This window comes from Streptomyces netropsis (genome assembly GCF_014203545.1).
Classification (GTDB): Bacteria; Actinomycetota; Actinomycetes; order Streptomycetales; family Streptomycetaceae; genus Streptomyces; species Streptomyces netropsis.
The window spans coordinates 95,507-114,913 of the sequence record NZ_JACHJG010000009.1 but is presented as its reverse complement, the minus strand read 5'-3'; the positions used below and the strand labels follow the sequence as shown (position 1 = coordinate 114,913).

At 72.3% G+C, this 19,407-nt stretch carries 20 protein-coding genes; 12 read left to right on the top strand and 8 right to left on the bottom strand.

Translation table 11 applies throughout. The features are described from left to right. Nucleotides 1–105: 105 nt before the first annotated feature. From FHS38_RS21615 to FHS38_RS21605, 3 genes are all read right to left on the bottom strand, one after another. Nucleotides 106–738 (bottom strand): DedA family protein, encoded by a 633-nt coding sequence (locus FHS38_RS21615; protein WP_229822593.1) that lies wholly within the window; start codon nt 736–738, stop codon nt 106–108. Then, complete coding sequence (locus FHS38_RS21610; RefSeq protein WP_184735843.1) at nt 735–1,517, bottom strand: MBL fold metallo-hydrolase; 783 nt, start codon at nt 1,515–1,517, stop codon at nt 735–737. Before FHS38_RS21610 ends, FHS38_RS21615 begins: the two co-directional genes overlap by 4 nt. Before the next feature lie 88 nt (nt 1,518–1,605). Beyond that, nucleotides 1,606–2,130 carry a GNAT family N-acetyltransferase gene (locus tag FHS38_RS21605; protein WP_184735842.1) on the bottom strand — a complete coding sequence of 175 codons (525 nt, stop codon included), beginning with the start codon at nt 2,128–2,130 and terminating at the stop codon, nt 1,606–1,608. A 225-nt stretch (nt 2,131–2,355) separates the two neighbouring features. Between FHS38_RS21605 and FHS38_RS21600 the strand changes: the two genes are divergently transcribed. Further along, nucleotides 2,356–4,422 (top strand): phage holin family protein, encoded by a 2,067-nt coding sequence (locus FHS38_RS21600; RefSeq protein ID WP_184735840.1) that lies wholly within the window; start codon nt 2,356–2,358, stop codon nt 4,420–4,422. Between the two features lie 84 nt (nt 4,423–4,506). Further along, complete coding sequence (locus tag FHS38_RS21595; RefSeq protein ID WP_184735838.1) at nt 4,507–5,913, top strand: amino acid permease; 1,407 nt, start codon at nt 4,507–4,509, stop codon at nt 5,911–5,913. A 149-nt stretch (nt 5,914–6,062) separates the two neighbouring features. On the opposite strand, the gene FHS38_RS21590 is transcribed toward FHS38_RS21595, so the two are convergent. From FHS38_RS21590 to FHS38_RS21580, 3 genes are all read right to left on the bottom strand, one after another. Continuing rightward, the gene (locus FHS38_RS21590; protein ID WP_184735837.1) at nt 6,063–6,824 is read right to left on the bottom strand and encodes an SDR family NAD(P)-dependent oxidoreductase; all 762 of its coding nucleotides are present in this window, start codon (nt 6,822–6,824) and stop codon (nt 6,063–6,065) included. 150 nt (nt 6,825–6,974) lie between these two features. Next, a complete protein-coding gene (locus FHS38_RS21585; RefSeq protein WP_184735835.1) occupies nt 6,975–7,556 on the bottom strand; it encodes a TetR/AcrR family transcriptional regulator in 582 nt (193 codons plus the stop codon). A 116-nt stretch (nt 7,557–7,672) separates the two neighbouring features. Then, on the bottom strand, nt 7,673–8,287 hold the full coding sequence (locus FHS38_RS21580; protein ID WP_184735833.1) for a TetR/AcrR family transcriptional regulator: 615 nt from the start codon (nt 8,285–8,287) through the stop codon (nt 7,673–7,675). A gap of 312 nt (nt 8,288–8,599) precedes the next feature. Between FHS38_RS21580 and FHS38_RS21575 the strand changes: the two genes are divergently transcribed. From FHS38_RS21575 to FHS38_RS21530, 10 genes are all read left to right on the top strand, one after another. Continuing rightward, nucleotides 8,600–9,370 (top strand): AfsA-related hotdog domain-containing protein, encoded by a 771-nt coding sequence (locus FHS38_RS21575; RefSeq protein WP_184735831.1) that lies wholly within the window; start codon nt 8,600–8,602, stop codon nt 9,368–9,370. A gap of 95 nt (nt 9,371–9,465) precedes the next feature. Continuing rightward, the gene (locus FHS38_RS21570; RefSeq protein ID WP_229822594.1) at nt 9,466–10,083 is read left to right on the top strand and encodes a hypothetical protein; all 618 of its coding nucleotides are present in this window, start codon (nt 9,466–9,468) and stop codon (nt 10,081–10,083) included. A 44-nt stretch (nt 10,084–10,127) separates the two neighbouring features. Then, complete coding sequence (locus FHS38_RS21565; RefSeq protein ID WP_229822595.1) at nt 10,128–10,982, top strand: hypothetical protein; 855 nt, start codon at nt 10,128–10,130, stop codon at nt 10,980–10,982. A gap of 63 nt (nt 10,983–11,045) precedes the next feature. Beyond that, nucleotides 11,046–11,261, top strand: coding sequence for a tautomerase family protein (locus FHS38_RS21560; RefSeq protein WP_130881449.1), 216 nt, complete (start codon nt 11,046–11,048; stop codon nt 11,259–11,261). A 130-nt stretch (nt 11,262–11,391) separates the two neighbouring features. Further along, a complete protein-coding gene (locus FHS38_RS21555) occupies nt 11,392–12,207 on the top strand; it encodes a carboxymuconolactone decarboxylase family protein (RefSeq protein ID WP_184735827.1) in 816 nt (271 codons plus the stop codon). A gap of 72 nt (nt 12,208–12,279) precedes the next feature. Beyond that, entirely contained in the window at nt 12,280–12,975 is a 696-nt protein-coding gene (locus FHS38_RS21550) for an HAD family hydrolase (protein ID WP_184735825.1), read from the top strand. Further along, nucleotides 12,972–14,051, top strand: coding sequence for a 3-oxoacyl-ACP synthase III family protein (locus FHS38_RS21545; RefSeq protein ID WP_184735823.1), 1,080 nt, complete (start codon nt 12,972–12,974; stop codon nt 14,049–14,051). The genes FHS38_RS21550 and FHS38_RS21545 overlap by 4 nt, the downstream gene beginning before the upstream one ends. Continuing rightward, nucleotides 14,048–14,323: a hypothetical protein gene (locus FHS38_RS21540; protein WP_184735821.1), complete on the top strand. Its 276-nt coding sequence runs from the start codon at nt 14,048–14,050 to the stop codon at nt 14,321–14,323. Before FHS38_RS21545 ends, FHS38_RS21540 begins: the two co-directional genes overlap by 4 nt. Continuing rightward, entirely contained in the window at nt 14,320–15,573 is a 1,254-nt protein-coding gene (locus tag FHS38_RS21535; RefSeq protein WP_184735820.1) for an MFS transporter, read from the top strand. Before FHS38_RS21540 ends, FHS38_RS21535 begins: the two co-directional genes overlap by 4 nt. Before the next feature lie 78 nt (nt 15,574–15,651). Then, nucleotides 15,652–16,650, top strand: a complete 999-nt coding sequence (locus tag FHS38_RS21530) for an aldo/keto reductase (protein WP_184735818.1) — start codon at nt 15,652–15,654, stop codon at nt 16,648–16,650. 54 nt (nt 16,651–16,704) lie between these two features. Here the strand turns inward: FHS38_RS21530 and FHS38_RS21525 are convergent, their stop codons facing one another. Both FHS38_RS21525 and FHS38_RS21520 read right to left on the bottom strand, forming a co-directional pair. Further along, the gene (locus FHS38_RS21525) at nt 16,705–17,517 is read right to left on the bottom strand and encodes a helix-turn-helix domain-containing protein (protein WP_184735816.1); all 813 of its coding nucleotides are present in this window, start codon (nt 17,515–17,517) and stop codon (nt 16,705–16,707) included. A 37-nt stretch (nt 17,518–17,554) separates the two neighbouring features. Further along, entirely contained in the window at nt 17,555–19,339 is a 1,785-nt protein-coding gene (locus tag FHS38_RS21520; protein WP_184735814.1) for a hydroxysqualene dehydroxylase, read from the bottom strand. Between the last annotated feature and the right edge of the window lie 68 nt (nt 19,340–19,407).

The window sequence follows — 19,407 nt, the reverse complement described above, 5'->3', positions numbered from 1 at the left end:
GCCGGACGGGCTGCTGTGCCTTGTCCTCAAGCGCCGGACGGGCTGAGATCCGCCCGTCCGGAGATTGAGGACACCGCCGCGCAGCGGAGGCGCACCCGCCACGGCCTAGCCGGCGGAGCCGCGACGCAGCCGGCGCCACACCGTGGGAGCCGTGCCGACGGCCACCGTCAGGGCGACGGCGGCGACCACGCCCTGCCACGGCTGGGCGAACAGCGAGCCGCCCAGGACGCCGATGAGCTGGTACGTGGCCGCCCACGCCAGAGCCGCGGGGAACGCGCCCCGGGCGAACCGGCGGGCGGGTACCCGCGCGAGCAGACAGGCCAGCATCACCGGGATCCGCCCGGCCGGCATCAGCCGGGACAGGACGAGCACCGTCACCCCGTGCTCGTCCAGCCCCGCCCGTGCCTGCGCCAGCCGCTCGGGCGCGGCCCGCTCGCGCAGCCGCGCCAGCCAGCGCGAGCCGCCCCGCGAGGCGACCCCGCGCAGCCCGAGCCCGTACAGCGTCATGTCGCCGAGGAAGGCCGCGCAGGCCGCGACCAGGAAGACCCACAGCAGGGAGAACGGGGAACTCTGGTGGAACGCCACCACCGCCGCCGAACTCACCACCGCACCTGTCGGCACCACCGGCACCAACGCACCCAGCACCACCAGCAGGAACAGCGACGGATAGCCGACCGCCTGCTGCGTCGACTCCGGCGGCACGGCCCGCGCCACCGCCTCGGCCAGCGACCCGATCACACCGCCTCCGTCGGCCGCACCGACTCGCCGTGGGCCAGCCGGTGCACCGCCGCCTTCGGCGCGAGCTGCGCCGCGAGCCGGACGAACTCCTCGCCGGGCGCGTGGAATTCATGCGGCCGCACCGCGTCCATGCCGATCGGCCAGTACGTGCCGTAGTGCACCGGCACCGCGCTCGCGGCGTCGAGCAGGGCCAGCGCCCGCGCCGCGCGGCCGGCGTCCAGATGCCCGTGGCCGAGGAACGGACCCCAGCCGCCGACCGGCAGCAGCGCCACGTCCACCGGCCCCACCTCGTCGGCCATCGTCTCGAACAGCCCCGTGTCACCGGCGAAGTACGTCGTGGCCTCGCCGCGCACCACGTAGCCGAGCGCGGGTGCCCGGTGCGGCCCGTACGGGCGCCGCCGGCCGTCGTGCTCGGCGTGCACCGCCCGCACCCGCAGCGCCCCGACGGTCAGCTCGTCCCCGGGGGAGGCCTCGCTGACCAGCAGGCCCCGGGCGGTGGCCACCTTGCGCAGCCCGGGCACCGCGGCGGGCGCGCCCCGGGGCACCACCAGACGGGTGCCGGGGGCGAGCCGGACCAGCGAGCCCAGGTGCAGATGGTCGGCGTGCAGATGGGAGACGAGCACGACGTCCGCCACGGCCGCCGCCGCGGGCGGCGGCGCGCCCCGGCGGCGGCGCAGATGCCCGAGCCGCCGGGCGAAGAGCGGGTCGGTCAGCACCCGCACCCCGGAGTCCTCCACCGTCGCGGTGGCATGCCCCCACCAGGTGATCTCCACCGGCACCCGGGCACCTCCCCGTATCGCTTCCCGCGTCACTTCCGTCACGCGCGTACGCGTCCCGAGCGTAGTTCAGTCACCCCCGCACGGGTCTTCAGGAGCGCGCCTCGATGACGTGGACGCACAGCGGGAGCCCGTACGCGGGGTGCGTCGTCTCCCGCTCGCGGCGCATGCCGAGCTTGCGCATGATCTGCTCGGATGCGTCATTGCCCACGGTGTGGACACTGACGACGCGGGCCAGACCGCGATCGCGCAACGCGAAGTGCAAAGCCGCGCGCGCCGCTTCGGTGGCCAGGCCGCTGCCCCAGAAGGAACGGCCGAGCCGCCAGCCCAACTCCACCGCCGGCAGGATCTCCGGCAGGAAGCGCGGCACCGACAGGCCCACGAAACCGGCCAGTTGGCGACTCTGGCGCACCTCGACGGCGAACAGTCCGAGCCCCAGCTCCTCCCACTCCCGCTCCCACGCGGCGATCGCGTCGGCCGTCTCGGCCCGGTCCCGCACCGAACCGTCCCCGATCCAGCGCATCACCTCCGGGTCGGCGTTGATGGCTGCCATCGCGTCGAGATCGTCCTCGCGCCAGCGGCGCAACGTCAGTCGGGGGGTGCGAAGGGAGGTCATGCCGCCATCCTGCCCAGCGACGGGACCGATGCCACGTGAGAAGGGAATGATCTGTGAAGTACGGGGCTTGGGGAATTGCGAGGGGCAGAGGTGACACGGCCGTCCCGGGCCGCCCCTGCGCCCCGGCCGCCCGCACCACCGCTGTGCCACGCTGGAGGAAAGCCCGTTGAAGGCGCCGAAGTCCGGATCCCCCCGGCGCGGGCGGCGATCGTGAGGTGAAACGCGTTGCGCAGGCCCCGATGGCGGACCGTGGGCGGAGCCCTGATCAGGGTCGTCGCCGTGTGGGCGGTCAGCACCCTCACGATGCTGCTCCTCGCGGGTGTCCTGCCCGACTTCCGGCTCCAGTCCGCCGACGGCGAGAGCACCACCCGCGTCGCGATCGCCGCCGCCCTCGGGGCCGGGGCGTTCGGCCTGCTCAGCGCGCTGGTCTGGCCCGTGCTCGTACGGGCCCTGCTGCTCGTGCCCGCCTTCGTGCTCGGACTGCTGGTGTTCTTCCTCAACGGCTCCCTGCTGCTGATAGCCCTGCGCCTGGTGCCCGTCGGCAACGGCGCGGCCGAGCCGGAGACCGCCGTCGTGGTCGCCGCCGCGATGTCCGCGGCCTCCTCCGCCACCAGCACCTTCCTCGCCGTGCGCGACGACGGCGCCTACCGGCGGCGCCTCGCCCGCCTCGCCGACCGCAGAAGACGCCGCCGGGGCGCGGAGGGCGGCCCCCGGACCACGCCCGGCACGGTCTTCCTCCAGCTCGACGGCGTCGGCCACGACGTGCTGCGCGAGGCCCTGCGGCCGCGCACCGGGGCGGGCGGCCGCCGCAGGCCGCCGCTGATGGAGACCGTCGCCGGGTGGGCGGCCGAAAGCCACCGTCTCACCCCGTGGCGCACCGACTGGTCCAGCCAGACCGGTGCCAGCCAGCTCGGCATCCTGCACGGCTCGAACGAGGACGTGCCCGCCTTCCGCTGGTACGAGAAGGAGACCGGCGAGGTGCTGGTCAGCGGGCGGCCCGCCGGCGCGGCCGAGCTCCAGCGCCGGGCGGTGGCCCGTACCCGGGACGGCGGGCTGCTGAGCGCCGACGGTGCCAGCCGCGGCAACCTCTTCAGCGGCGGTGCCGACCAGCTCGCCCTCGTGCTGTCCGTCGCCGCCCGCCGTGGCAGACACAACCGCTCCCGCTCCGGCTACTTCGCCTACTTCTCCGACCCCGCCAACGCCACCCGCACCGCCGTCTCCTACCTCGCCGAGGTCTTCCGGGAGATCGGCCAGTCCACCCGTGCCAAGCTCCGCCGCGAGCACCCGCGCCTCGGCCGCGGCGGCCTCTACCCCTTCGTCCGCGCCTTCGCGACCGTCGTCGAGCGCGACGTGGTCGTCGCCGCCGTCATCGGCGACATCCTCTCCGGGCGCACCGCCGTCTACGCCGACCTCGTCGGCTACGACGAGGTCGCCCACCACTCCGGACCGCGCGGCCGCGACACCCACCAGGTGCTGCGCGGCCTGGACCGCGCGATCAAGCTGATCGCCAAGGTCACCGAGCACGCACCGCGCCCGTACCGCCTGGTGCTCCTCTCCGATCACGGTCAGAGCCCCGGCGAGACCTTCGCGGCCCGCTACGGCCTGACCCTGGAGGAGCTGGTGCGGACCGGCCGCGCGCCGGGCGCCGGGCGGGAGCCGGTCGTGCTGGCGTCGGGCAACCTCGGCCTGGTGTCCTTCCCCGACCTGCCCGGCCGGGCGAGCCGGGAGCTGATCGAGGAGCGGCACCCCGGGCTGCTGGGCACGCTCGCCGACCATCCGGGGATCGGCTTCCTGCTCGTGCGGTCCGAGCGGCACGGGCCCGTCGTCCTCGGCCCCGGCGGGGCCGAGCACCGGCTGGACACCGGCGAGGGCGCCGCGGACAGCCCGCTGCGGGCGCTCGGCCCGGGCGCGGAGGAGGCCGTGCGGCGCACGGCGGGCTTCCCGCACACGGCGGACATCATGGTCAATTCCGCCTACGACCCGGCGACCGGCGCGGTGCACGCCTTCGAGGAGCAGATCGGCTCGCACGGCGGGCTGGGCGGCGAGCAGGGCCGGCCGTTCCTGCTGTGGCCGAAGGAGCTGAGCGCGCCCGTGGGGGAGGGCGAGGAGCTGGTCGGCGCGGAGCGGGTGCACCGGGTGCTGCGGCGCTGGCTGCGGGAGGCCGGCGGACCGCAGGTACCGGTGGGTCGGATTCCGGTTCATCGGGGGGTGGTGGACGAATCGCTGCCGATGGGCGATTTGCCTGCACCTTTTGCGGTCGGCGACCCGGGAATGCTTGACAAAACTCAGTGATTTGGCGGAGTGTCGCGCCTCGTTGAACCATGTGTTGTCGCACGACCGGCGATTTCGCCAGCAGGACGAGAGGCGCACCACCCCATGCACGAAACCGACGGCAAGACACGCCGTTTCGGCCTTCCCACCGCCACTGCTCTGGTCATGGGGAACATCATCGGCGGCGGCATTTTCCTGCTTCCCGCCTCGGTCGCCCCGTTCGGGACGGTCAGCCTGCTCGCCTTCGGCGTCCTCACGGTCGGTGCGATCGCGCTCGCGCTCGTCTTCGGGCGGCTCACCGAGCGCTTCCCGCGCACCGGCGGCCCGTACGTCTACGCGCGTGAGGCGTTCGGCGACTTCGCCGGATTCCTCTCCGCCTGGTCGTACTGGACGATGACCTGGGTCAGCAACGCCGCGCTGGCGGTCGCGGGCGTCGGCTACGTCCACGTGCTGACCGGCGGCGACGGCTCCAAGGCCGGGGACCTGGCGCTGGCGCTGGCCATGATCTGGCTGCCCGCGCTGGCGAACCTCGCCGGCACCCGCTGGGTGGGCGCGGTCCAAATGATCTCCACGGTGCTGAAGTTCGTGCCGCTGCTGTTCGTCGCCGTCATCGGGCTGTTCTTCTTCGACCCGGACAACCTCGGCTCCTTCAACACGGGCGACGGCAACTGGACCGGCGGCCTCACCGCGTCGGCCGCGATCCTGCTCTACAGCTACGTCGGCGTCGAGTCCGCCGCGATGAGCGCGGGCGAGGTCCGTGATCCGGAGCGCAACGTGGGGCGCGCCAGCGTCCTCGGCACCATCGGTGCCGCCGTGGTCTACCTGCTGGGCACGCTCGCCGTCTTCGGCAGCGTCCCGCACGACAAGCTGGTCGCCTCCACCGCCCCGTTCTCCGACGCGGTCAACGCGATGTTCGGCGGCGAGTGGGGCGGCACGGCGATCGCGGTCTGCGCCGTGATCTCCATCGTCGGCGCGCTCAACGGCTGGACGCTGATGAGCGCCCAGGCGCCGTACGCGGCGGCCAAGGACGGGCTGTTCCCCGCCGTGTTCGCGAAGAAGCGGCGCGGGGTGCCCACGGCGGGCGTGCTGGCCGCCGCGGTCCTGGCCTCGCTGCTCACCGTCATCAACTACACGTCGGGCGTGGCCGGGGTCTTCGAGATCCTGGTGCTGATCACGACGTTCTCCGCGACGGTCCCGTATCTGCTGGCCGCGGCCGCGCAGGTGTACTTCCTGCTGACCGGGCAGCGCGAGAAGGTCCGCCCGGCCCGCTTCACGCGGGACATGGTGCTCGCCCTCGGCGCGTTCGCCTTCTCCTTCTGGCTGGTCGCGGGCGCCGGATACGCGGCGGTGTACCAGGGCGTGCTCTTCCTCTTCGCCGGCATCCTCGTCTACGTGTGGATGGTGGCCCGCCGCCCTGCCGCCTCCGGCGCGGTCGCCGTGTCGGAGGAGCCCGCGCTTGCCGCCTGCGGCGGCGGGCGCCCTGAGGACGCGTCCTCGAGCTCCCCCAGCTGACGTCCGGAGGTGCCCCCAGCGGGCTCGACCGGGCTGGGCCCGGCAAAACCGGCCCGTCCGGCGCTTGTGTGCACCGCCGCGCAGCGGTGGTGCACACGCCACGGTCCACATGGGCCGGCGCACACCGGCGAAGGTCCGCCGGACAGGCGCTACGCCGTGACGCCGCCGTCGAGGACGAGCTCGGCGCCGACCGTGTACCCGGCCTCCTCCCCGGCCAGGTAGAGCACGGCGGCGGCGACCTCCTCGGGGGTGCCCGCCCGGCCGACGGGCACCTCGCGGCTCATCCGCTCGGCCTTGTCCGGCGCGGACTCGCCCGGGCGGGAGGACATCGGGGTCTCGATGGGGCCGGGGCTGATCGCGTTGATCCGCACCCCGTCGCCGATGTGGTCCAGGGCGGCGTTGCGGGTCAGTGCCGAGACGGCCGCCTTGCTGGTCGCGTACGCGGCCAGGCTCGCCTTGCGCATATGGGCGCCGAGGTTGGAAGAGACGTTCACGACGGCGCCGCCGCCGTGGGCGCGCATGTGCCCCACCTCGTACTTCATCGACAGATAGACGCCGGTGAGGTTGGTGGCGATGACGGACTGCCAGTCCTCCTCGGGGATGTCGGCGAGCTTGGCGGGCGGGACGAACAGCCCCACGTTGTTGACGGCCACGTCGAGGCCGCCGAAGCGCTCCACGGTCCGCCGGACGAGGGCCTGGACGTCCTCGGAGCGGGTGACGTCGGCGGTGATCGCCGCGGCCTCGCCGCCCTCGGCCTCGATGAGGGAGACGGTCTCCTCCAAGGGCTCCGCCCGACGGCCCGCGACGACGACCCGGGCACCCTCACGGGCGAAGGCGAGGGCGATGGCCCGGCCGATTCCCGTGCCGCCGCCGGTGACGAGGGCGGTCTTTCCGGTGAAGCGTGCGGTCATGACGACGACTCCTTGCGTGGAATGAAGTTGCGTGGAACGAAGCGCTGAATAAAGAACGATCGGTCTTGAATCAAGGTGTGACAAGTCGCCCGACGGCAGGTGGGCGCCTCCGGGTGTCCCCGTGTGTGGAAGTGGCTCAGTGGAAGTGGCTCAGTCCAGCAGGGACAGCGCCTGGGCGGCGGCGTCCCGCAGCAGGCCGGCGCCGGCGTCGACCTTGCCGACCACCCGCATGCCCTGCATGAGGACCAACAGCATCCGCGCGAGCGCGACCGGGTCCCGGTCGGCGGGCAGTTCCCCCTGCGCCCGGGCCCGCATCAGCGCCGACGTCAGCGCCGCCTCCACGCTGTGCCAGCTCTGCTCGACCCGCCGGGCCGCGTCCGGATCGTGCGATCCGAGCTCCACGGCCGTATTGGTGACGAAACAGCCGCGCCGCAGCTCGTCGTGGGCGGCTTCCTCCGCGAAACGGTCGATCAGCGCCCGCACGGCCGGCAGGGCCGGCCCCGGCTGGGACAGCTCCTCGAGGATGCGGGGGCTGTGCTGCTCCGCGTAGCGGTCCATGGCCTTCGTGTAGAGCTCGCGCTTGCTGCCGAAGGTGGCGTACAGGCTCGCCCGGGCGATGCCGAGGTGTGCCACGAGGTCCGCCATCGACGTCGCTTCGTAGCCGCGCTGCCAGAACAGCTCCACGGCTGACTGCAGGGCGGCGTCCGGATCGAATTCCTTGGTCCTTGCCACGGGAGTGACCCTAGGGGAATCAAGAACGATCAGTCAAGAAAATAGGGGCGGCCCGTCGAGTACGCCTCGCACTCGGCGGGCCGCCGTGTCGTACGTACGGTGGACCGCCGTGATCTTCAGTGGGCGTCCAGGCTGACCGCGGGGGAGGCGGTGTCGATGACGGCGCGGCCGTGGGCGACCAGGACCGTGCGCAGCTTGTCCCAGCCCTCCTCGTCGTCCGGGGCCAGCCCGGTCATCAGCCGGCGCTGCTGCTCCACGACGAAAGGCCAGGACGCGATGCCGATGAGGGTCATCAGCAGGGTCCCGGCCTTCCGTGCGGAGCCGATCTGAAGCGTTTCGCTCAGGATCTCGCTCTTGAGCGTGTAGTACGCCTCCCGCTCGGCCTCGCCGGGGATCTCCTTGTTGCCGTAGTGCAGGCCCTCCCAGGCCAGCAGGCGGATGAGGCTGTTGTCGCGCCGGTGGTAGTCGAAGACGTGGCCCACGTACTCCTCGATCCCCTCCCTCGTGGTCGGCACCGGCACCTGCTCGCTCAGGTCCCGGTAGGCCTGGGCGAGCACGGCGGCGAAGAGCTGGTCCTTGTTGCCGAAGTAGGCGTAGATGCGCTGCTTGTTGGCCGCCGCCTGTTCGGCGATGCGGTCCACCCGGGCTCCGGAGATGCCGTACTGGGCGAACTCCGCGCGGGCGGCCTCCAGTAGACGGGTGGGTGTGTCAGGGGTCGTTTCCTTGCTCATGCGGCCACTCTAGAGGAACTCCAACCAACCGTATAGTTGTCGGCAACCAACTAGATGGTTAGCGAAAACCAACTAGATGGTTGCGTGGCCCCCGGACATGTCCTAGTGTCTTCGACATCGGCCCGGCTGACCCGCCGGTAGCACTGCAGAAACACCGCACGACGAAGCACGGGGGGCGTGCCGCGACCTTCGCGGTCCCATGCCGCCGTAGCCGTTCTTCGCGCTTTTCGCACCTCTTAGCGCACCTCTCACTTCCACGTCATCGCCTTGGCGCAGCCATGCCTCAGGGCGGTACCCACCGAGGAGTTCGTCATGAGCCAGACCCTTCACAGCGTCGTCCTGGTAGGGGACCGTTTCATCGGTTTCGCCGTGCAGGAGAACGTGTTCACCGTCTCCCAGTTACTCGACCGCATCCGCGGCGGCTTCTACGCCCCCCAGGGGGTGCCGGTCCTGATCGAGAGCGCCCAGGGTGTGGCCGAGTCGGACGTCGTCATGATCGTCGAGGAGCTGCGCCACCAGGGCCTTCAGGAGCGGGTGCAGATCAGGCTTCAGCCATCGACCCTCAGTGGGGCCGGCGAGGTGCACAAACGCGTGGTGGCCAACGCGCTGATAGCGGACCTCTACCAGGTCAACGACGTGCTCTACGGTGCCGGGCTGCGGCTGCACAACGACAACGAGCTGCTGCTCGACCACCAGACCGGCCAGCACGTGCAGGGCATGGTCGCCGTCGAGGCGTCCCGGCAGATGTTCCTGGCCGTCACCGAGCGCTATTACGCGGCCCAGTGGCCGCAGCGCCGCTACTACTACGTCATCGAATCCATGAACACGGACTTCGAGAACTTCCTCTTCCCGCTCTGCTCCACCATCGAATACCGCGTCACCAAGGCGCAGGTCCAGGACCCCGCGCGGCTGTCCTTCGCCGCCGACATCGCCATCCACCAGGCGGGCCGCCGGGCCTCCCTCACGCAGGTGGCGTTCACCGCCTTCGACGCCGAGCTCATCGAGGCCAAGGAAGACCGCCGGGCGCGCCAGGCCGTCGAGCACATGCTCCGGTCCCCGATGGCGGCCCTCAGCGGCGTCTGACCGCCCCGGCCGTCCCGCCGGCCCCGCAGGTCACCCATCGACTTTCCTTCCTTTCCCGTTCGTTCACCCCTTTGTTCACCATGAGGAGCACCACCATGTCCGCATCGCTGATCACCGCCGTCGAGCTGTCCGTCAAGCCCGACCGGATCGACGCCGCCGCCGAGGCCTGGAAGGCCCACCACGCCGCCTCGGCCGTCACCGGCCGCGCCCTCTTCCGCAGCCTGGAGGGCTCGACCCTGCTCGAGCTCGCCCCGGTCGCCGGCTGGGAGGAGTTCCCCGCCCTGCGCGAGGACTGGGCGAAGCTCTGGGACACCGTCGGCCCGCTGGCCGAGGGCGACTTCCGCCGCCAGGTGCTGGGCATCGTCGACGCGCCCAAGGACATCGACACCCCGCTGCCGCTGACGCCCTACGTGCAGATGCGCCACATCGAGGTGCCGCCCGGCGTCTACACCGCGTACCGCGCCTGGCGCGAGGAGACCATCTACGACGTGGTCCGCACCTCCGACGAGGTCGAGGCGTTCGTCGCCTACCACTCCGTCGTGAGCACCGAGCCCGGCGTCATGTTCGTCTCCGGATTCAGCTGCGACCCCGCCGAGTACAACGCGGTCTTCACCTCGCCCCGCTACCAGGAGATCGTCCGCCAGGCCGGCGACCGCTACATCGCGGGCGGCGAGCGCGGTCTCTACACCGAGATCTACGCCCGCGTCTCCTGACCACTGTCCTGACACCTCTCCTGGAAACCGAGAAGGAGAAGACGGTGACCCAGTCACGCACCTTCCAACTGAGTCTCACCACCCAGGGACCGGCCTACCCGCCCAGCGAAGTGATGGACGGAAACGGTGACTTCGTCGTCATCGGCCGTATCAATCGCGACAACGGCGCGGGCGGGGTCTCCCAGACCTGGGGATCGGCGATCGTCTCCGCCGACAGCCCGCTGCCGAAGTTCGGCGAGCACCAGCCGTACGAGATCGTTCGGGAACTCCCCGACCACCCGGCGCAGTTCAGCCCGGCGGACAACGAGATCGTGCTGCACACGCTGCCGCTCCCGCTGCCCTGCAACAACTACCCCATGGTGTTCGCCCCCGAGCAGTGCCCGGACGCGCACCTGGTCAACCGCCCCAGCTACCCCTTCCACGAGGTCGCCGTGCCGGACCTGCGGGCCCAGGACGGCCCCAAGGTCACCGAGCCGGTCACCCTGGGCAAGTGGGCGGAGGCCCGCGGGGAGCTGGAGGTGCGGCTGGTGGACGGCGGCACGGCCGCGGAGTTCACCTGCGACTTCTCCGGAATGCTGCCCAACAGCCTGTACACGGTGATGTCCCTGCGGGAGCACGACCTCGACCCCGACGGGCCCACCCGGCCCGGCCCGCTGGGCGTGCCCAACGCCTTCGTCACCGACCAGGACGGCAAGGGCCGCTACCGGGCCGTACTGCCGGACCCCTTCCCGGCGCCCGGCACCGGCGGCAACCGCATCGTGAACGTCATCGTGCTGTGGATGAGCTACCAGCAGAACTACGGCGGCGCCATCGGCTGGTTCGGCCTCGGCGGGGACATCCACGCCCAACTGAAGCTCCAGGGGCCGAGCTTCATGGAATTCGTCACCACCGCCAAGTGACCACCACCGCCAAGTGACCACCACGGCCGAGTGGCAACCACCCACCCATCGAGAGGAACCACCATGCCCATCGTCTCCGTGACGACCTGGCCGACCGACAACGACGAGCAGTGCCGCGAGCTGATGGAGGAGCTGACCGCGACCGTGCACCGGATCACCGGCGCCCCCCTCGACAAGATCACGGTTTATGTCCGGGAGGTCCCGCGCGAGCGCTGGTCCGAAGGCGGCGTGCTGGGGTCGAACCCGGAATTCGCCAAGCTCAGCCGGCGCACCGGCTGACCGGGCCGTGAACGGGGCCACGGGGCCGGGCCGAGCGCCCGGCCCCCGCCCCCCCGCACCCCCCCTGAACCCACACCCCCTGAACCCGTACCACCGAAGCCCCGAACTCCGACACCGAAAGTTGACGGCCATGTCCACGAACTCCACAGGCCCCGCCGCAGACGACCGCATGGAGCGCGGTCTGGAGACGATCCGCCGCATCGAGCGCGCCGAACGGCCCGGAGTCCTCGACGGATTCAGCGACGTGGCCCCCGGCTTCGGCGAGATCATCGTCGGCTACGCCTTCGGCGACATCTGCTCCCGGCCCGGCCTGGAGACGCCCACCCGTCAGCTCGTCACCGTCGCCGCGCTGACGACCCTGGGCAACGCCGCCCCACAGCTCTCCTTCCACGTGCGGGGGGCGCGCAATGTCGGCTGCACCCGGCAGGACATCGTCGAGACGGTCATGCACCTCTGCCCGTACGCCGGGTTCCCCGCGACCGTCGAGGCCCTGAAGGTCGTCGCCGCTGTCTTCGAAGCCGAACCCGAGCAGGCCGGCGACGAGACCACCGGATCCGCCGCGGCCGACGACAGCTACGAGCGGGGTCTGCAGATGCTGAAGGCCCTCGACGGCCTCACGGCCGCGGAGCCTGCCGGCTCCCAGGGGTCGGTCACCGACCTCGCCCGCTGCCTCATCGAGTTCGCCCTCGGCGACATCTCCGGGCGCGGCGGCCTCGACGCCCGCACCCGGGAGATCGTCTCCATCGCCGCCTGCACCGCCCTGGGCACCCCGCTGCGACCGCGGCTGGAGACGCACCTGCGCGCCCTGCTCGAAGCCGGCGGCACCGAGGAAGAAGCCATCGAGACGGTCCTCCAGATGGCCGTGTACGCCGGCATCCCGACCGCGGTCAACGGCCTCAACGCCGTCCGCGACGTCTACCGGACGGCCGCCCGGCAGCCTGCCTGACCCGCTGCCCGACCGTCCACCGCCACTCCGCAGGCGTCACCGCCGTTCACCGCCACCCGGAAGGAGAGCCCCATGGCTTCTCGTCCCTACCTCGTCTTCGCCGACGTGGACGAGACCCTCATCAACTGCAAGAGCATGTTCGACTTCTTGCGGTACCAACTGACCATCCGGTACGGCGCCGACGGTGTCGCCGACTACGAACGGCTCCACGAGGGGTTCCAGCGGGCCGCCCGCGAGGGCGCCGCCCGCGAGGACATCAACCGCGCCTACTACGCGGCCTACGAGGGCGACTCGGCGGCCACCATCGCCGCCCTGGGCGAGCGCTGGTTCACCGACCGGGACACGGCCGGGCTCTTCATCGAGGAGACCCGCCTGGCGCTGGCGGACCACCGCGCGGAAGGCGCCGAGATCGTCCTGGTCTCCGGGTCGTTCCCCGCGTGCCTCGACCCCATCGCCCGGACGGTCGGCGCCGCCCACGTGCTGTGCACCCGCCCCCTCGTCGAACGGGGCCGCTACACGGGCCGGATCGGGACGCCGATGATCGGCGCGCACAAGGCGGACGCCGTACGGGACCTGCTCGCCACCCGGCCGGACATCGACCCGCGCGACTGCTACGCGTACGGCGACCACCCGTCCGACCTGCCGATGCTCGACTCCGTCGGCCACCCCGTCGCGGTCGGCGACGACCCGGTCGTCCAAGCCCACCTCGACGACCGGGCCCGCATGAGCCACCAGAACTTTTTCACCCCCCTGGAGCCACAGCGATGACCGTCTACTCACCCGCCACCACCGCCACCGGGATCACCGGCACCGGCTCGTACCTCCCCGCAGAGATCGTGCCCAACGCCGTGGTGGCCGACCGGGCCGGCGTCACCGCGGACTGGATCGTCCAGAAGACCGGCATCCTCGAACGGCGCCACGCCGCACCCCACGAGGCCACCTCCGACCTGGCCTACGCCGCGGCCCGGGCCGCGATGGACGACGCCGGCATCACCGAACGGGACATCGCCTGGGTGATCGTGGCCACGTCCACCCCCGATCACCCCCAGCCCGCCACCGCCTGCCTGGTACAGGACCGGCTCGGCGCCACCCAGGCCGCGGCCTTCGACATCAACGCCGTCTGCGCGGGCTTCGTCTTCGCGCTCCAGACCGGCGCCCAGCTGCTGGCCGGCGTCGGCGAGCGGACCACGGCCAAATACGCGCTCGTCATCGGCGCGGACGTCTACTCCCGCATCCTCGACCACACCGACCGCCGCACCGCGGTGCTCTTCGGCGACGGCGCCGGAGCCGTCGTCCTCGGCCCGGCCCGCCCCGGCTACGGCATCCTCGGCACCGGCACCAGCACCGACGGCAGCCTGCACGGTCTGATCGGCGTGCAGGCGGGCGGCAGCCGCCACCCCGCCTCGGCCGGCACCCTCGCCGACGGTCAGCACTTCTTCAAGATGCGGGGCCGGGAGGTCCGCGCATTCGTCAACGAGCGGCTGCCGCTCGCCGTCCAGGGCGTCCTCGACGCCCACGGCGTCGACCCCGCCCAGGTCAAGCACTTCATCCCGCACCAGGCCAACGGCGTCATGGTCGGCGAGGTCATCCCCCGGCTCGGGCTGCCCAACGCGCACGCCCACCTGCCCGTCGACCTGCACGCCAACACCGGCGCCGCCTCCATACCGCTCGCCCTCGACCACGCCCGCCGCGCCGGGGCCCTGGCGGACGGCGAGCTGATGCTCCTCGCCGGCTTCGGCGGCGGCATGGGCGTCGGCACGGCCCTGCTCCGCTGGGACGCCGAACCGCCCTGCCGTCACGCGCGGCACGCGGCGCGGGAACTCGCCGGGAGCGTGGCCCGATGACCGCACTCGCGACCGCCCCGGCACACCTCGCCCCGGACCATCTCGCTCCGGACCACTTCCCCGACCACGGCTACCCCGGCTACCCGGTGTACGCCCGCCGCCGGCCCGCCCCCGCGACCGCCGACCTCTGCGCGGTCCCCGGCTGCGCCGTGGCCTGCTGGTCGATGGGGCTCGACGCCCCGGACACCACCCCTTGCCCGCACGGCTGGGCCTCGCGCCCCGCGGCCGTCGCCTCCACCCCCGTCCCGTCCCTGGGAGACCACCAGTCATGACTCAGTCCACCCTCTCGCACGCACCGGAAACGGACTCGGGCGTCAAGCGCGCGGCGAGCGTCGCCACCGACCCCGTCGGCTACTCGCCGCTGCGCGCCTGGCTGGCGGTCTTCGCCCTGGCCCTGGGCACCTTCTCCTTCGTCACCACCGAGACCCTGCCGATCGGCCTGCTGCCGTCCATCGGCGCCGGCGTCGACGTCTCCGTCGGCACCGCGGGCTTCCTCGTCACCGGCTTCGCCGCCGTCGCCGCCATCACCGCGGCACCGCTGACCACCCTGTGCGGACGCGTCGACCGCAAGTGGCTGCTGGCCGCGCTGCTCGTCGCCTACGTCATCGGCAACCTGCTGGCCACCGTCGCCTCCAGCTACGCCATGCTGCTCGTCGCCCGCATCGTGGTCGCCCTCGCCCACGGTGTCTTCTGGTCCATCGCCGCCGCCATCGCCGTCCGGCTCGTCCCCGAGCGGCACGCCGTCCGGTCCACCGCCATCGTCCTCGGCGGCATCTCCCTCGCCTCGGTGCTCGGTGTCCCGCTGGGCACGATGATCGGCCAGCACTCCGGCTGGCACACCGCGTTCGCCGCCGTCGCCGCCGTCGGCTTCGTCGTCCTGGTCGCCGTGCTGTTCCTGCTGCCGGGCCTGCCCGCCCAGGGCAGCGGAAGCCTCGCCGCGCTGCCCCGCGTGCTCCGCAACGGCCGTCTGCGCACCGCCGTCGCCGTCACCGCGCTCGTCATGATCGGCCACTTCCTCGCCTTCACCTACATCGCCCCCTACCTGGAGGACATCACCGGCATCAGCGAGGGCATGGTCGGCGTCCTGCTGCTCGTCTTCGGCGTCGCCGGATTCGCCGGGAACTTCATCGCCGGCGCCGTCGTCGGCCGCTCGGTGCGGGCCACCCTGCTCGGCGCGCTCGCCGTGATGACCGCCTCCCTCGTCCTGCTGTGGGCCTTCGGCGACAGCAAGGCCGCGGCGGTCACCCTGCTCATCGTGTGGGGCCTCGCCTTCGCCGCCCTGCCGGTCGGCCTCCAGACCTGGGTGCTGGAGCTGGCCAAGGAGGAGTCCGACGCCGCGTCGTCCCTCTACGTGGCGGCCTTCAACGGCGCCATCGCCATCGGCTCCCTGGTCGGCGGCCTGATCGTCGACTCCTCCGCCGGCCCCCGCGCCGTCACGGCCATCGGCGCCGCCCTGGCCGCCTGCGCCCTGCTCACCCTGGTCCTCGCCGGCCGCGGTACCCGCAGCACCGAGAACGCCTGACACCCGCCGCCCCCGGCACCACCGATACGACCGGTAACACCGACCAGCATCAACAAGCATCGACAAGGACAGGAATTCATGTACCAGCGCACCCTCGGCGCCTCTGGCCCTCAGGTCTCCGCGATCGGCCTCGGCTGCATGGGAATGTCGGTCTACTACGGCGCGAGCGACGAGGCGGCCTCCGTCGCCACCATCCACCACGCCCTCGACATCGGCGTGAACTTCCTCGACACCGCCGACTGCTACGGCAACGGTCACAACGAGGAGTTGGTCGGCCGGGCCCTCAAGGGCCGCCGCGACGAGGCCTTCCTGGCCACGAAGTTCGGCATCCGGGGCGTCGGGCCCGGGGGCACCTCCGGCGGGGCGACCATCGACTCCCGCCCCGAGTACGCCAAGGAGGCCTGCGACGCCTCGCTCGCCCGCCTCGGCGTCGACCACATCGACCTGTACTACCTGCACCGCCGCAACCCCGAGGTCCCCATCGAGGAGACCGTCGGCGCCATGGCCGAACTCGTCGCCGCGGGCAAGGTCCGCCACCTCGGACTCTCCGAGGTGAGCGCCGACACCCTGCGCCGCGCCCACGCCGTCCACCCCATCACCGCCCTGCAGAGCGAGTACTCGCTGTGGGAGCGGGACCTGGAGGACGACATCGCGCCCACGGCCGCGGAGCTGGGCATCGGCCTCGTCCCGTACTCGCCGGTCGGCCGGGGCTTCCTCACCGGGGCCGTCACCTCGCTCGACCAGCTCGACAAGGACGACTACCGTCGCACCACCGACCCCCGCTTCCAGGGCGAGAACCTCACCCGCAACCTGGCCCTGGTCGAGCGGGTCCGCGCCCTCGCCACCGAGATCGGCTGCACCCCCGTCCAGCTGGCCCTGGCCTGGCTGCTCTCCCGCGGTGAGCACGTCGCCCCGATCCCCGGCACCCGGCGCGTCACCTACCTGGAGGAGAACGCCAAGGCCGCCGACCTGGCCCTCACCGAGGACCAGTTGCGTGCCCTGGAAGCGGCGCTGCCCGCCACCGAGGTGTCCGGCGGCCGGTACCCCGAGGCCGGTCTGCGCCTGCTGAACACCTGATTCCCGGATCGACGTCGTCGGCCGCCCCCGTCCGTACGGGGGGGCCGACGACGTCTACGGCAGCCGCCGGTGCCACTCCTGAAGGTGCGCGGCCGTCTCCCGGTCGGCGGGCAGGAACGTCTCCATCGCCAGCTCGGAGACGGTCACGTCCATGGGGGTGTTGAACGTCGCGATCGTCGAGATGAACGACAGCACCCGCCCTTCGTGCTCGATCACCATCGGCAGCGCGAACGGCACCCCGCCCTCCCCGGACGCCGCGCGCTCCGTGCCGCCCTCCGGCAGGGGATACCCGCTGACCTCGTCGTAGAGGGCGCGCAGCGGCGCCGACCGCATCAAGGCCAGCTGCCGTTCCATCTGGTGCAGCAGATGGCCGCGCCACTCGCGGTAGTTGCGGATGCGCGGTGCCAGACCGCCCGGGTGCATGGTGATCCGCATGGCGTTCAGCGGCGGGGCCAGCAGCGGCTCCGCGACGCCCGCCAGCAGCATCGCGATGCCGCGGTTGGCGGCCAGCACCTGATACGTGCCGTCCACCACCAGCGCCGGGAACGGCTCGTACGAGCGCAGCAGCCGTTCCATCCCCTCCCGCAGCCCCGCGAGCGCCGGGTCGTCCAAGGGCCGTTCGGGGAAGTACGGGGCGTAACCGGCCGCGACCAACAGGGCGTTCCGCTCCCGGACGGGCACTTCCAGATGGTCCGCGAGGCGCAGCACCATCTCCTGGCTCGGCCGGGCACGGCCCGTCTCGATGAAGCTGATGTGGCGCGCCGAGGAGCCCGCGCGCAGCGCCAGGTCCAGCTGGCTGATCCGCCGCCGGTCCCGCCACTCGCGCAGCAGCGCGCCCACCCCCGTGGTCTCTGCGACAGTCGTCATGGCCCGACCGTAACCGGTGCCCGCCCGCCCCCGGCGGCTACCCCAGGTCGAGGGCGTTGCGCAGCCCCAGGCGGTAGCGCACCTCGTCCTGCGCCTTGAGGAGCTCCAGCTCCGGTGCCCGGTACAGCGGCGTGATCGAACACCGCTCGGCCTTCGATCCCACCTCCTCCAGCAGGGCGTTGACGGCGGCACGGGCCGCGGCGTTGGCGCCCTCCATGGTCGCCAGATCGATGTCGGTGGCCACGTAGTCGCCGCAGAGGAAGAGATTGGGGATCGCCGTCCGGGCGTCCGGGCGGTTGTACCAGGTGCCGGTGGGGTGGATGAGGAGCTGCTCGTCGTTGGTCGGCCGGGGGCCGCCGATCTCCACGGCCGGGTCGAGGAACCACGAGTGGAGCTTGGCGTCGCTGAGGACCGTGCGCCCGGTGTCGTTCAGCCCCGCCTTCATCTGCGCCCACACCTCGCGGGCGACCTCCTCGCGGCTGCACTGCTTGGCCGTCCTGCCGTAGAGGATGCCGGGCTTGTCCCACTCGGAGACGTCCACCGACAGACAGTCCACGGCCGCTCCGTCGCCGTAGTCGGCCCCGAAGTCCCGCCCGGACCAGTACTGCGCCTGCCCCACGGAGGTGATCGACCAGGGGGAGTCGATGTGGTTGACGTGACCGTGGACGACGGGCGTCGGCTCGGTCAGATAGAACTGAATGCCCGTCATCCAGTCCGTCCGGAGCTCGTCGCAGCGTGCCAGCTTCGGGTCGGCGGCCCGCACCGCCGCGTTCCAGGTGGCACGAGCGTGCTCGACCGGCATCGCCGAGACGAAGTGGTCGGCGGTCACCGACTGCCGGGCGCCGGACGGGTCCTGGACGACGGCCTCGGTGATCCGGCCGCCGGCGATGCGCAGGTCCCGGACCGACCAGCCGACGCGGAAGGTCACGCCCAGCGACCGCAGATGCCTCACCCACGGGTCGATCCAGGCCTCGTTGGTGGGCGCGTCGAGGACCCGGTCCGGCTGGCCGTCCGCGCCGCGGCCCAGCGCGTTGAAGAGGAACGCCTCCATGCAGGTCGAGACCGTCTTGGTGCTGGCCACCTCCGCCTTCGTCGCCACGATGTTGCGGGTGATGCCGATGGCCAGCAGCCGCTGGTAGTTGGGCGACATCCGGGCGGCCCGGATGAACTCCCACCACGGCACCTTCTCCCAGGCGCCGACCCGCCGCCGGTCGCAGCTGGTGAACCAGACGAGCAGCCGGCCGACGAAGTACAGCACCTCCTGCGGCGGGATGTTCCCGAAGGCGTCGAAGAAACCGGTCAGCGCGCGGCGCAGGGCGTCCGGGGTGAGCAGCGGGGGAGGGGTGCCGAGCACGCCGAACGGTATGCGGACGTCCTCGTGGCCGATCCGGGCCAGCATCACCTCGCTGGAGGCCACGAGGTTGCCGTGACAGCCGTTCGCGTTGCCGGGGAAGGGAATGCGCCGCATGGTGTCGGGGAGGTTCTGGTAGAAGCCGGGAAAGAACCGGAAGCCGTGCTCGCCGGGCAGCGGCTTGCGGCCGCCCTTCGCACTGCCCGGCACGTCCATGCTGCGCGCCTTGCCGCCGGGGGCCTTCTTCTCGTACACGGTCACCTGGAAGCCCCGCTCGGCGAGTTCGTGCGCGGCCGTCAGCCCGGCCACGCCGCCGCCCAGCACGGCGACGCTCCGCCCGCCGGCCGCGCGCCCCGGCCCGCGCCGTGGGGCGGCCACCGCGCGGGTGCCCAGCGCGGCCGGACCGGCGCCCGCGGCAACGGCCGCCGCCCCGCCGATGAAGCCTCTGCGTGTGCTGCCCCTACCGCCCATGCCCCTACCCCCTACCGCCGGTAACGTGTCCCGTCCGGCGCAGGAGCATAGAAGCGCCACCCCCCTCC